At 68.8% G+C, this 12,574-nt stretch carries 12 protein-coding genes; 3 read left to right on the top strand and 9 right to left on the bottom strand.

The window, feature by feature from the left end; all coding sequences use genetic code 11:
- Positions 1–2: 2 nt before the first annotated feature.
- From ABTY62_RS16150 to ABTY62_RS16120, 7 genes are all read right to left on the bottom strand, one after another.
- Entirely contained in the window at positions 3–188 is a 186-nt protein-coding gene (locus tag ABTY62_RS16150; RefSeq protein ID WP_352130035.1) for a hypothetical protein, read from the bottom strand.
- Positions 189–217: 29 nt separating this feature from the next.
- Positions 218–2,020: a flavin-containing monooxygenase gene (locus tag ABTY62_RS16145; RefSeq protein ID WP_352130034.1), complete on the bottom strand. Its 1,803-nt coding sequence runs from the start codon at positions 2,018–2,020 to the stop codon at positions 218–220.
- A gap of 50 nt (positions 2,021–2,070) precedes the next feature.
- Entirely contained in the window at positions 2,071–2,565 is a 495-nt protein-coding gene (locus ABTY62_RS16140) for an ester cyclase (RefSeq protein WP_352130033.1), read from the bottom strand.
- 361 nt (positions 2,566–2,926) lie between these two features.
- Positions 2,927–4,012, bottom strand: coding sequence for an NAD(P)/FAD-dependent oxidoreductase (locus ABTY62_RS16135; protein ID WP_352130032.1), 1,086 nt, complete (start codon positions 4,010–4,012; stop codon positions 2,927–2,929).
- 67 nt (positions 4,013–4,079) lie between these two features.
- Positions 4,080–4,931 (bottom strand): pirin family protein, encoded by an 852-nt coding sequence (locus tag ABTY62_RS16130; RefSeq protein ID WP_352130031.1) that lies wholly within the window; start codon positions 4,929–4,931, stop codon positions 4,080–4,082.
- Between the two features lie 56 nt (positions 4,932–4,987).
- Entirely contained in the window at positions 4,988–6,517 is a 1,530-nt protein-coding gene (locus tag ABTY62_RS16125) for an MFS transporter (protein WP_352130030.1), read from the bottom strand.
- A gap of 211 nt (positions 6,518–6,728) precedes the next feature.
- A complete protein-coding gene (locus ABTY62_RS16120; RefSeq protein WP_352130029.1) occupies positions 6,729–7,418 on the bottom strand; it encodes a TetR/AcrR family transcriptional regulator in 690 nt (229 codons plus the stop codon).
- Positions 7,419–7,710: 292 nt separating this feature from the next.
- On the opposite strand from ABTY62_RS16120, the gene ABTY62_RS16115 reads away from it, so the two are divergent.
- Positions 7,711–8,616, top strand: a complete 906-nt coding sequence (locus ABTY62_RS16115) for an SDR family oxidoreductase (RefSeq protein ID WP_352130028.1) — start codon at positions 7,711–7,713, stop codon at positions 8,614–8,616.
- A gap of 214 nt (positions 8,617–8,830) precedes the next feature.
- Here the strand turns inward: ABTY62_RS16115 and ABTY62_RS16110 are convergent, their stop codons facing one another.
- On the bottom strand, positions 8,831–9,508 hold the full coding sequence (locus tag ABTY62_RS16110; protein WP_352130027.1) for a TetR/AcrR family transcriptional regulator: 678 nt from the start codon (positions 9,506–9,508) through the stop codon (positions 8,831–8,833).
- Between the two features lie 481 nt (positions 9,509–9,989).
- On the opposite strand from ABTY62_RS16110, the gene ABTY62_RS16105 reads away from it, so the two are divergent.
- Positions 9,990–10,793, top strand: a complete 804-nt coding sequence (locus ABTY62_RS16105; RefSeq protein ID WP_352130026.1) for an SDR family NAD(P)-dependent oxidoreductase — start codon at positions 9,990–9,992, stop codon at positions 10,791–10,793.
- Between the two features lie 153 nt (positions 10,794–10,946).
- On the opposite strand, the gene ABTY62_RS16100 is transcribed toward ABTY62_RS16105, so the two are convergent.
- The gene (locus tag ABTY62_RS16100) at positions 10,947–11,303 is read right to left on the bottom strand and encodes a MerR family transcriptional regulator (protein WP_352130025.1); all 357 of its coding nucleotides are present in this window, start codon (positions 11,301–11,303) and stop codon (positions 10,947–10,949) included.
- Positions 11,304–11,379: 76 nt separating this feature from the next.
- On the opposite strand from ABTY62_RS16100, the gene ABTY62_RS16095 reads away from it, so the two are divergent.
- Entirely contained in the window at positions 11,380–12,459 is a 1,080-nt protein-coding gene (locus ABTY62_RS16095) for an alkene reductase (protein ID WP_352130023.1), read from the top strand.
- Positions 12,460–12,574: the final 115 nt, after the last annotated feature.

Genomic DNA, 12,574 nt, shown 5'->3' with positions numbered 1-12,574 from the left:
TGTCATTCCTCGTGATAGTGGTTCGTGGCGTGCAGCGCGGCGAACACCACGTCGGAGCGTCTGTTCAGGAAGTTGAAGTCGTCGATCCCCACGACACCGGTGGTCACGACGTGGAACGACCCGGCGGAGCCATTGGCGGAGCCCGTTCGCGCCGAGCGGCCGCCCGTGGCCGTGGCCGTGGCGTCCATGTACGGACCTCCGCCTGCGTTGATTGTCGTCATGCCGTCGTGCCGGCCGGGCGCTCGATCACGAGGTCGCGCTCGAACCCGCCCTCCTGGAGCCACTCCCGGCAGACCTGCGCGTAGGCGATGGGTCCTCCCGGGTAGCCGGAGTGGATCAGCTCCGTCTGCCTGTTGGGGGCACAGTTGAGGTCCGGCCGGGGAAGGCCCGCTGCCTTTTCCTTGATCTGCTGCGCCCAGCGCTCCTCCGCCTCGGGGCGTACCTCGACGCTGGTGAGGTGTTCGTCGAGGCAGCGCCCGACGATGGTCGAGACGTGAGTCGCCTGGTCGTAGAGCTGATGAGTGAAGTTGATCGCGTGCGTCGCCTGCGGGATGCCGCCGACCACGAACAGGTTGGGGAAGCCCGCGCTCAGAATGCCGTGCAGGGACCGGACGCCGTCGGCCCACCTCTCGGACAGCCGTTCCCCGCCGCGTCCCATCACCGGGAAACGGCCGGCGTCCATGTCGAATCCGGTGCCGAAGATGACGCAGTCGACCTCGTGCTCCTCACCGTCGACCACGATGCCCTTCGACGTGAGCCGGTCGAGACCGCGTCCCTCCGTGTCCAGCAGGGTGACGCTGGGGTTGTTGTAAGCCTGAAGGTAGGTGTCGCTGAACTGCGGGCGGTTGCACCCCAGGTTGTAGTACGGCTTGAGCTTCTCGGCCGTGTCCGGGTCGTTGACGATCGAAGCGATGTCGGCTCGGATCTTCTCCATGGCCGCATAGTTGCCGTACAGCATCCGGGTGGCCGGGTCCGCGCCGTCGAGCAGAGCGGCAAGCTCCGGAGACAGGTTGCGGCTCATCTTGGACAGGCCGGTCAGCGAGTCGTTCAGGATGTCCTCGGCCGGCGGCTTGCTGCCCGGAGGGCTCTGCACGACGGCGGTGAGGTTCTCGACCCGCTCCTGCTGCCAGCCCGGCGGCTGGTTGTGGAACCACTCGGGATCCGTGGGCTCGTTGTTGCGCGGTATCACGACCACAGGTGTGCGCTGGACAACGATCACCTGCGCCGCGTATTTGGCCAGCTCGGGAATGAACTGGATCGCGGAGGCCGCTGTGCCGACCACCGCCACCCGCTTGCGCGCGAGCTTGGTCAGGCCGCCGCGCTCGCTGCCTCCCGTGTACTCGTAGTCCCAGCGGCTGGAGTGGAAGACATGGCCCTGGAACTCGTCCAGACCGGACACGTCGGGGATGCTCGGATTGTCGAGCGTTCCGCTGCCGAGACAGACGAACCGCGTGCGGATCTCGTCGCCGCGGTCGGTGGTCACGATCCAGCGGTCGGCCTCGTCGTCCCAGCGCATGCCGGTCACCTGCGTCTGGAGACAGGCGGTCTCCTCCAGGCCGAACTTCTCGGCGAGCGCCTGGGCATGTGCCCGGATCTCGTCGCCCTGGGCGTACTTCTCCGTGGGCATCGTGCCGATCTCTTCGAGCATGGGCATGTACGAGTAGGCGTCGACGTCGCATCGGATGCCGGGGTAGCGGTTCCAGTACCAGACACCACCGAAGCCGCCGGCCTTCTCGATCAGGCGCACGCGCGGCACGCCCGCGTTGCGCAGATAGGCTCCCGTGATGAGTCCGGTGTGGCCACCGCCGACCACGATGACGTCGACCTCGTCATGCAACGGCTCCCGCTCGAATCCCGGTTCGACGAAGGGGTCGTTGACGGACAGCGCTGCGCTGCCGGCGACGGCGCGGCTCGGTGTCGGCTTCGCCGACCGCCGCTTCTCACTCTGTTCGAGGTACTTGCGGCGGATCGCCTCGGGGTCGAACCCGGGGCCGCCCAGTGCGGCGGAGTCGTTACTCACTTCATCTCTCCTTGACGTGCTGATCTCTGGAAGCGGCAAGGGAAATCGAGCTAGTTCTCGGGGCCGGCGAGCACCCCGAGCTGCTGGAGGAAGCCAAGTTCATCGCCCACGGCCCAGACCTCACTGACCTTGCCGTCGGTCACCTTCTGGAACAGGACCTCGTCGAACTCGACCTTGCGGTGTGTGGGGGCGAGGCCGAGGAACTCGCCCTCATGGGTGCCTGCGAAGGTGACACGTGTGATCACCAGGTCGTCGGCGACGACCTGCGGTCCGACCACGTTGTTCCGGAGATCGGGAAACGCGCGGAGCAGAAGCCCGTAGACGGCCTTGAACCCCTCGACCGGGTCCGTGGGCGGCGCACCGCGCCCGTTCAGACCGGCCCCCGCCCCTTGGAACAGAGACCCGAGGTACTGCGCCGAGCCCTGCATCCCCATACGCCGTGTCCGCAGCTGCGGATGAAGCACCTCGTGGGCCAGATCGGGACGATGGGCGTTGATCACGTCCTCGATCAGCCGATTGACAACAGCCTTCGGATCATTCGTCACTTTCAGTCCTCTCGTACCAGGGGACGGCCGGAGGTCCGGCCGGAGAATGGAACACATGTCGAGGCGCCGAAAAGCAGGTGCGGCGGGCCGAGTGCACCGTGTGGCGGCGTGGATCTCGGACGGGCCACGCGCCCACTCGAGCCCGCAGCCGACCACCAGTTCCTCGGCCACGGGGGGCGACCCGCGCGCAGTAGGTGTCGCATTCGGCCGGGTGCCAAAGGTCGTCGTGGTGATGAACCGAGCCGTGCGGACGAGCCGGCCCGTCGGGTCGGCTCGTCCGCGATGCGGGTTCGCAGCCTCATGACGCGCCATCCTCGGTGCCGCTCACATGGACGATCCGCGCGACGCTGACCGACATGGGTCATTCACCGCCGACTCCGAACAGCTGGCCGAGGCGCCCGGTCAGCAGGTCCGCGCCCTTGTACTGGGAGGTCACCTCGGGGCCGGCGATCCCCATGCCCGGCAGCTGGGCCGCTCCCCCGGCCGGACCGAGTGGCAGGATGATGGCGGCCGGACCCGGCTGGTAGGCGGCGAGTTCGGACTTGCCCTCGATGAGGGCCTTGATGTTGCCCGCGACCACCTCGACATGGCGGCTCGCCGCGCTGGCCTGCTTGGGCTCGGCGACGTCGGTGATGTCTCCGAGGGCGAAGACGGTGTCCTGGCCCTTGACCTGAAGCGACTCGGCCACGGCGATCTGCCCGTTCGGCTTGCGTACGTCCGCCAGCGCGTCGGCGAGGTAGCCGGTCTGCGGGACGACGCCGAAGCAGCGGAACCAGATGTCCGCCGTGATGTCGACATCGGAGGCGGTGCTGACGTGGAAGGTGGCGCGCTCGCCGGACTCGGTGGGCGGGTTCTCCTTGAGCGGGGAGCCGAGCACGAGCTGGATGTCCAGTTCGGCGAGCTGACGGCGGACCTCGTCGCGCAACTCGGGATCGTACTCGCTGAGAATGTCGGCCACGGGGTCGACGATCACGACCTTCTTCTCCGGCCAGATGTGCTTGATCTCTCCCGCGAACTCCAGCCCGACCGGCCCGGCACCGAGCAGCAGGACGTGCTCGGCGGCGTGCAGGTTGGCCTGGGCCTGCCGGTACTTCTGCTGGGCGGCCTCCGTGTCGTCCAGGTCGTTCTTCGCGGGGAAGGGGTAAGCGGAGCCGGTGGCGAGCACGATGTAGTCGGCGACGAGCTCCTCACCGGAGGCCAGGGTCACTCGGCCCGGCTCCACCCATACGGCCCGGTCACGCACCACGCGCCCGTTCGTGAGCAGCTTGTCGTACGGGAAGAAGATCCGGGGCAGGAAGTCGGGGTCCACGGCCGCGCGCAGGGCGCCGACAGCATGGAAGAAGGCTTCCTTGGGCTCGACCAGGACGACGTCGGCAACGCCGTCCAGTGCCTTCGCCGCACCGCTGCCGCCGTAGCCACCACCGACAACGACTACCTTCTTGGACATCACATTCTCCTCAGTGGGTGTGCTGGTTCTGGGAACAGGCCCGAGTGCGAACCTGTCCCGGGTTGGATCAGGGGGCGGTCAGCAGACCGTTCGTGGCTCCGGACTGGTAGCGCTCCACGGCCTCGACGACACGTGACCGGCTGGACATGCAGAACCCGCCGTACATGTAGGCGGGCGTGCGCAGCGGCCGGCCGGCTCCGAAGAGGAACTGCGCGCCTTGGTCACCGGCCTCCACTTCGACGGCGCCTTCGCCCTGCTCGAACACGGCCAGACCGACCGGACCGATCTCGCCGCGACTGGTCGGCGTGGCGATCCGCCCGCTGCCCCGGACCGTCATCAGGAAACCGCGGAATTCGGGGTCCACGGGGATCTCGACGCGTGCGCCCGGTTGCAGCATCAGGTCGTAGACATGGGATTCGGCCGCCTCACGGACGGGCGAGCGCATCCCGAACGCCTCACCCGCCACCACCCGCATCGCCACGCCCGCGGAGAGCTCGCCGGAAGGCAGGTCGGCGGGGGTGAAGTGCATGCCGTACGGATCAGCCTCCTCGGCGGATTCCGGCAGCCGTACGAAAATCTGCACGCCGTGTCCGAGACGGCCGGTCTCCTCGACCACCTCGTCGTGCACGATGCCGGATGCCGCCACTGTCCAGTGCACTCCGCCCGGCTCGATCAGGCTCTTGTCGCCCAGGCTGTCCCGGTTGTGCAGCCGGGTGACGGAGTCGTCGAACATGTAGGTGGCCGCTGAGAAGCCGGCGTGCGGGTGCGGGGCGAAGGTCGGTCCGGTGATCTCGAAGAGATCCATGTTGAGGAAGGGATCCAGGTCGACGGCGAAGCGCGAGCCCCGTGCCGAGAACTGCGTCCCTATCTTGTGGGTGTCGATGTCCGTGATGGCCGACAGGACACGGGGTCCGTGCATGCTGTCCTCCTTGGGGGTCGTTCGTTTCCGCGTGAGAGTCGGCGGTCAGCCGGCGGTCAGCCCATGTGAGCGGCGGGGGCGGACTCGCCCTGGTCCTGCTTGCCCGCGTTGATGGCGAAGAGCGTGATCAGCAGCGCGCCGATGAAGAAGACCGCCGCGACCGCGAAGGCCCTGGTGTAGCCGTGGGTGAGGGCGTCACCGGCCCGGGTCACCAGGCCGAAGTCCTTCATGGCCAGGGCCCGGTACAGGGTTCCCGCCGCGTTGGGCAACCGGTCGTTCGCCGCCGCCGTCGAGACCGTGGAGAGCACCGCCAGGCCCAGCGCTCCGCCGACCTGCTGAGAGCTGTTCAGCAGTGCGGAGGCGATGCCGGAGTCCTGGTCCCGCACTCCGCTCACCGCGCCGAGCGTCATCGGGACGAAGGTCATGCCGAGACCGACCGCCGTGACGAACATGGCGGGCATCAGGTGTGTCACGTACGAGGCTCCCGGCCCGAGCGTGGCGAACCAGAACATTCCGGCGGCGCCCACCGCCAGGCCGGGACCGGCGATCTGCCGGGGCGTCAGGCGGGAGATCAGCCGCGAGCTGACGCCTGCCGCCGCTCCCATGCCCACACTGAACGGCAGGTAGGCGAGGCCGGTCTGCACGGGGCTGTAGCCCAGGATCTGCTGCATGTACAACGTCAGGAAGTAGAAGGTGGCGAACATACCGACACCGACGAACAGCATGCTGGTGTAGGCCCCGGCACGGTTGCGGTCCTTGAAGAGGCGCAGCGGCATCATCGGGTGCGCGGTTCGCGTCTGGAGGGTGACGAACAGCACCAGCAGCACGGCGGCTGCCCCGAAGAAGCCGAGCGTCAGGGTGTCGGTCCAACCGTCCTCACCGCCACGCGTGATGGCGTACACCAGGGAGATGAGACCACCGGTCCCGGTGATCGCTCCGGGCACATCGAGGCGGCCCGTGTAGCGCTCGCCCTCGGCGAGCACCTTCGTGCCGACGAGTACGGCCGCGCCGATGGGGATGTTGACGAAGAACACCCAGCGCCAGTCGAGGTAGTCGGTCAGCACACCGCCGAGGAGCAGACCCACCGTCGAGCCGAGTCCGGCCATGGCCGCGTAGACGCCCATGGCGCGGTTGCGGGGCTTGCCCTCGGGGAAGTTGGTGGCGATCAGGGACAGGGCCGAGGGAGCGGAGATGGCCGCGCCGATGCCCTGCACGATTCGGGCGCCGATGAGGAGCCCCTCGTTCTGCGCCAGGCCGCCCAGCAGGGAGGCCAGGGTGAAGGTCGCGATGCCGACCCGGAACATGCGGCGGCGTCCGTACAGGTCACCGGCCCGGCCGCCCAGGAGCAGCAGGCCGCCGAAGGCCAGCGCGTAGGCGTTGACGATCCAGGCCAGGTTGGACGCGGAGACGTGAAGGTCCGTCTGGATGCTCGGCAGCGCGATGTTGGTGATCGTGGCGTCGAGAACGACCATCAGCTGCGCGGTGGCGATGACGATCAGGGCCAGTCCGAGGTGGCGGCCGGGGGGCATCTCTGCGGGTACTGCGGACCGATCCTCCGTGGCGGAGACCGGGGTCTCGGTGGGCATGGGGGCTCCAGGGTCAGTGCTGCGTGGCAAGTGCCATAGAGAAAAATATACAAGCGTTGAGAAAAATTCCCAGCAGGGGCGGGGCATCACTTCCCGGCGGCCCGGAAATAGCCTCTGACATGCGAAGACGCCCTGCCCGACGGGCGCACCCCTGCCCACACAGGAGCTGGTCAGGGCGCTCGGCTGAGCAGAACCTGGCCGAGCGAGGAGGTCACGCCGCCTCCGACTCCCCGCCGGGAGCGATCAAGCCGAGCAGGACAGGAACGGTCAGGCGGAGGATGTCCTCGACGTCCGCCGCAGCAAGGTCGGGGACGCCGAGCAGGTGCCGCTCGCCGGCGATCCCGGTCAGCATCGCGATGAGCAGTGCGGCCCGCAGCCGGGCATCGGCGGCGGTGACCGTCGCGGCGATTGGCCCGACAAACTCCACCGCGGCGTGCACCCGCCAGAGTTCCGCAGCCTCATGGCAGGTCATAGCAGCCCGGAGCAGCACGGCCATGGGGGTGTGGGGGTCGGTCGCCCAGGCGTCGAGCAGGCCCCGCGCATAGTTCTCCGCCATCTTCCCGGGGTCGTCGGCGTCGGCGTCGGCGCCGGTGTCGTCGGTGGCGAGTTCGGCGCTCGGGCCGCCCCAGTGGACCGCCTCACGGAAAAGGGCGCCTTTGCTGCCGAAGTGCTGGATGACCGACGACTTGTCGACATCGGCCTCGGCCGCGATGGTCCGGACCGTCGCTCGCTCGTAGCCGACCTCGGCAAACTTCCGACGAGCCGCCACCAGGATGCGCCGCCGGGTCCTCTCACCCTTACGGACGCAGTTCACCTCCCCCTCAGGGGGTTCTCCCTGCCGCAGCTCCTGGCTGCCGGACCTCCGGTCCAGTGGCCCATCCGTTACCTCGACGGCAGTCACGTCCGGCCTCCTCTCCTCATTCCGCTGCCGCCGAAGGCGGCAAACTCCGTGGTCAGCGCCATCTTCTCAAAAAAATAGACAGGCGTTGATTTTTCTATTGCACCACACGTACACTCGACGCCGCCTGCTCCGTAAGGGCACCGGCAACCACGTCCATCGCCCTGGGCAGCCACGGCGGGCCGACAACGGCCGACCTTGGCGGCGCAACGAAGGTCGATGGGCAACTCGGCGGAGAAGACCTCCCCGACCACAGCGCCCTACGCCTGATCACTCACCACGTAAGGAGAAGTTCATGACCGATGGGCCCGTACTGGTCGTGGGCGGTACCGGCGCGCTCGGCGGCCAGGTCGTCGACGCTCTGCTGGCCCGCGGAAAGCAGGTGCGCGCTCTGGTACGTCCTGGATCGGACGCCGGCCGTCTGACGGCCGCCGGGGTGACCATCGCTCGCGGGGACATGCTCGATCCCGAATCCTTGCTGACGGCCTTTGACGGGGTCGACGCCGCCATCACCACGGCGGCGGGTTACACCCGGCACAGCAAGGGCGACACTGCCGACACCGACGTGATCGGCAACCGCAACCTCGCGGATGCGGCAGCCGACGCCGGCATCCGCAGATTCGTCCTGACCAGCATTCTCACCTGCGATGAGACTCCAAACGTCCCGCACTTCTGGCACAAGAAGCTCGCCGAGGACCGGCTGGAAGAACGCGGCGTCCCGTTCGTGGCGCTGCGGCCGGGCGCCTTCCTCGACCAGGTGACCCAGATCGGCGGTGACGCGTTCGCCAAGCACCGCATCAACTGGTTCGGCTCGGACCGGACCACGCTGACCTTCGTCAACACCTCGGACCTCGCCCAGTACCTCGCGGCCGCGGTCGATGTGGACTCGGCCGCCGGAGAGCGGATCGACATCGGCTGGGACCGTCCGGTCAGCATGCGGGAGATCGCCGACATCGCCGGCCGGCTCCTGAAGGAGCGGATCAAGGTTCGTTCCGTCCCCGCCGGTCTCCTGCGTACGGTCGGCCTCCTGATCGGCCGCTTCGCGCCCTTGGCCAAGGACATGGCCGCGATGGTCGACTGGTTCGAGACCGGCCGGTACGTCGCCGACACCAGCCGCCAGGAAGTCCTCTTCGGTCCCGTACCGACCGCCGAGGATGCCGTCGCCCGGCTGCTCACCGGCCTCGGACACACCATTCACTGACAGAGGACGACCTGACCGAGCGAGTGAGAGTGGTCAGGGAGGCGTCCGGCGACCGGTTCGACGGGCTGGAGTTGGTTGGCCGGCGAGATGCGCAGGCCGACCCGGTGGGCGCCGATGGCCTCCGACCCGCCGCTCCGGCTCCGGGCAGGGCGGCCCGTTCAACAAGCCCGACCGGCCCACGTTCTACGGCGGTGCCGCCGGACGATCGAGGAGGTCACGAGCCCCCGGAAGACATCGATTCCGGCTCGTCGCCGGGAGCGATCAGGCCACGGAGCACGGGGACAGCGAGGCGGAGAATGTCCTCGACGTCCGCAGACGCCAGGTCGGGCATGCGCAGAAGGTAGCGCTGGCTGGCGATCCCCATCAGCATCGCGCTGGCCAGCGCGGCCCGCAGCCGGGCGTCGTCGGCCGTGACCGTGGCGGCGATGGCCTCCACCGACTCGGTGGTGATGTGCTCCCGCAGAAGTTCGGCGGCGTCCTCGCTGGTCATGCTGGCTCGTAGCAGCACCGCCATGGGGGTGTGCGGATCCGCCGCCCAGGCGTTGAGCATGCCCCGCACGTAGTTCTCCACCGTTTCCCCGGGGTCGTCGGTGGTGACTTCGGCGATCGGGATGCTCCAGTGGACGGCCTCGCGGAACAGAGCGTCCTTGCTGCCGAAGTACTGGATGACCGACGACTTGTCGACATCGGCCTCCGCCGCGATGGCCCGGATGGTGGCCCGCTCGTAACCGACCTCGGCGAACTTCCGACGAGCCGCCTCCAGAATGCGCCGCCGGGTGCGCTCACCCTTCCGTACGCACTCCGCCTCACCCGCAGGGGCCTGCTTCTTCGGCCGCCCCCGACCGGAGGACCTCGACTCGGGCGCTTCTTCCGTCACCTCGGCGGCAGCCACGCTCCGCCTCCTCTCCTCGCTCACATCGATGTTACAAGCGGCGTATCGCGTGGTCCGGAACCACGCATTTGTGACGCCCGCAGGGCCGGAGGCACTTGTGCACCTCCGGCCACTCCATAGGACACTGCGAGCGCCGGTAGATCATCCACGCAACCTACGCAAGAGGGCGATGTCCGTGCGGTGGGCCGAGCGCAGGGTGGCGACGCGCACCACGTCGACACCCGGGTCGCCGACGAGTCCCGCCGCGCGCCACGGGCGCACCCACTTGCCGAATGCGGCCGCGGGGCCGCTACAGAGCCGGCGACGGCAACGCACAGCGGCATGACATCGGTCGACCAATGAACATGGCTTGACGGCGGACCCACCTCCGGGGACAGCGAGCGGGCGCCGCGAACCCGTCACGGGAAACTCAACGGCTGTACATTACCCTGAGAGGTAATTCCTTGGTCGACCAACATTTCACACCGAAGGATCTGATCACATGGTTCCCGACTTCACCGGAACCCCCCTCTCCGACCTCATCTCCCTGACGGGCCGCACCGCTGTGGTGACCGGCGCCGGGGCGGGCGTGGGTGCTGCCATCGCCGAGCGGCTCGCCGAGGCCGGGGCGAACATCGTCGTCGCCGACCGCGACAAGGAGGCCGCCCAGGCTCAGGCCGCCGCCCTGGAGGCACGCGGCTGGTCGGCACTGGCCGCGGTCGCCGACGTCACTGACACCCGGGCGGTGGCCGCCCTCGCCGACACCGCCGTAGAGCGGTTCGGCGCGCTCGACATCTGGGTCAACAACGCGGGCGCCTACCCTTCCAGTCCGTTGATGGACATCACCGACGAGCAGTGGGACCGCCTCTTGCAGCTCAACCTCAGGGGCAGTTTCACGGGCGCCCGCGAGGCGGCCCGCCGCATGATCGACGCGGGACGTCCCGGAGTCATCATCAACATCAGCTCGGGAGCCGCTTTCGTCGTGGGCGGTGGCAACGCCGCACACTACGTGGCCAGCAAGCACGGCGTAGTCGGCCTGACCAAGAGCCTGGCCGTCGAGTTGGGCCGGCACGGCATCCGCGCGGTGTCCGTCGCGCCCACACTCACCGAGACGCCAGGGGTCGCATACAAGCGTGAGGTCGAGCAGCTCAACGACGTCCTTGACGCTTACGGCGCCATGCTTCCGCTGGGACGTACGGGCCGCCCCGACGACATCGCGCGCACCGTACTGTTCGCCGCGAGCGACCTGGCCGCCTTCGTCACCGGAACGGTCCTGGTCGTCGACGGAGGTGACCTGGCCTCCTGAACGACGGCCGTCGGCCGTCGGCCGGACCAGCACGTCCGGCCGACGGCCCGCGCTCCCGGATACAGCGACCTCCGGCATTGCCGCCTGCCCGTGCCGCAGAGCATCGCCGATACGGCCACAGGCCGCACACACCATGCCCAGCGACCCGGCGACTCAGCCGCGCGCCCCGGCGATGACTTCGTCCAGCACCTCGCGCGCGTACCGCAGACCCTCGATGGAGCGGTCGATCCGGGCCCGTTCGGTCTCCAGCTGCTCGACCAGCCAAGGTGTTGCCGTCTCGGCCGGGCCGCCGTCGTGGTCGCGCATGCAGGGCAAGATGCTCGCGATCTTCTCACCGCTCAGCCCCGCGGCGAGCAACTGCTGGATAAGGACGACACGGTCGAAGGCAGCCTCCGCATACACCCGGTGACCTCCGGAGGTGCGCTCCGAGGCGAGCATGCCCTTCTGCTCGTAGTACCGCAGGGAACGGACGCTGACGCCCGTGCGGAGGGACAGATCACCGATCTTCATGAGCACCTCCCGGCCCCGGCCCGGCCGCGCCGCCGGGCTTGAAGCTGACACTGGTGTCAGATCCTACAGTTCCCGCATGTCGCACACGGTCACCTCCGCGCTCCTGACCCCGTACACCTCGGCCGCCCTTCGCCTCCCCAACCGGCTGGTGATGGCGCCGATGACCCGGTTCCGCGCCAAGGAGGACGGAACGCCGCTGCCCATCGTGGCGGAGTACTACGCGCAGCGCGCCGCGGCCGGTCTCATGGTCACCGAGGGCATCTGGCCCCACCGCCGCGGACAGAGCGGCTGGCGGATGCCGGGCCTGGAGACGGAGGACCATGCCGAGGGCTGGCGCGCGGTCACCGATGCCGTGCACGCCCGGGGCGGACGCATCTACGCACAGCTCATGCACGGCGGTCGGCAGGGGCACCCGCGCTCACGACTGCTCGGCGACCTGCCCGCCGGGCCCTCCGCCGTCGCCGTGCCGGGCCCGCTGCACGTCAAGGACGGCAAGGTTGAGGCGCCGACGCCGCGGACCATGACGACCGACGACATCCGGGTCGCCGTGGACGACCATGTGAACGCCGCGTGCAACGCTCTGCGCGCCGGTTTCGACGGGGTTGAACTCCATGGCGCGAACAGCTACTTGATCCACCAGTTCCTGGCCGACAACACCAATCTCCGTAGCGACGGATACGGGAAGGACCGGGCCCGGTTCGCCGTCGAACTGGTCGAGGCGGTGGCCGCGGCCGTCGGCGCCCACCGCCTGGGGCTGCGCCTCTCGCCGGGCAATCCGCAGTTCGGGATGGTGGAACGGGACCCGGGCCCCGTCTACCGTCCGCTGGTCGAGGCGCTGAACCCGCTCGGGCTGGCCTACCTCCACCTCACCGACAACGACAACTATCCGGCCCTGGCCGACCTTCGCCCACGCTGGACCGGCACCCTGATCGCGAACGTCGGCGAGAACCATGCCCCCACCACCCGGGGACAGGGAGAGGGCGTGGTGACCGAGGGCCACGCTGATCTCGTCTCCTACGGGCGGGCGTTCCTCGCCCACCCCGACCTGCCCGCACGCATCGCGGCCGACGCGCCGTTGACCACGCGGATCGACACCGAGCACCTCTATACAAACGGCGCCCGAGGGTACACCGACTACCCGACCCTGGAACGATAGAGCCCCTCCCGCTCTCGCCGCTGCGGCAACCCGCTGACGCTCCGGCCCGAGGGCTGATCCGCCGCGGCCGGCCGTCTCGCTCGACTTCCTCTGCCGAAACACCGAGATCCGTCGC

It is taken from the genome of Streptomyces sp. NPDC097640, from assembly GCF_040302705.1.
Classification (GTDB): Bacteria; Actinomycetota; Actinomycetes; order Streptomycetales; family Streptomycetaceae; genus Streptomyces.
Note: the sequence above shows the minus strand (reverse complement) of the source record. Positions and strands in the feature narration are given on the sequence as shown.

Coding starts and splice junctions, on each gene's coding strand:
- ABTY62_RS16150 (WP_352130035.1), bottom strand. CDS start 188: ATGGACGCCACGGCCACGGCCACGGGCGGCCGCTCGGCGCGAACGGGC.
- ABTY62_RS16135 (WP_352130032.1), bottom strand. CDS start 4,012: ATGTCCAAGAAGGTAGTCGTTGTCGGTGGTGGCTACGGCGGCAGCGGT.
- ABTY62_RS16130 (WP_352130031.1), bottom strand. CDS start 4,931: ATGCACGGACCCCGTGTCCTGTCGGCCATCACGGACATCGACACCCAC.
- ABTY62_RS16125 (WP_352130030.1), bottom strand. CDS start 6,517: ATGCCCACCGAGACCCCGGTCTCCGCCACGGAGGATCGGTCCGCAGTA.
- ABTY62_RS16115 (WP_352130028.1), top strand. CDS start 7,711: ATGACCGATGGGCCCGTACTGGTCGTGGGCGGTACCGGCGCGCTCGGC.
- ABTY62_RS16105 (WP_352130026.1), top strand. CDS start 9,990: ATGGTTCCCGACTTCACCGGAACCCCCCTCTCCGACCTCATCTCCCTG.
- ABTY62_RS16100 (WP_352130025.1), bottom strand. CDS start 11,303: ATGAAGATCGGTGATCTGTCCCTCCGCACGGGCGTCAGCGTCCGTTCC.
- ABTY62_RS16095 (WP_352130023.1), top strand. CDS start 11,380: ATGTCGCACACGGTCACCTCCGCGCTCCTGACCCCGTACACCTCGGCC.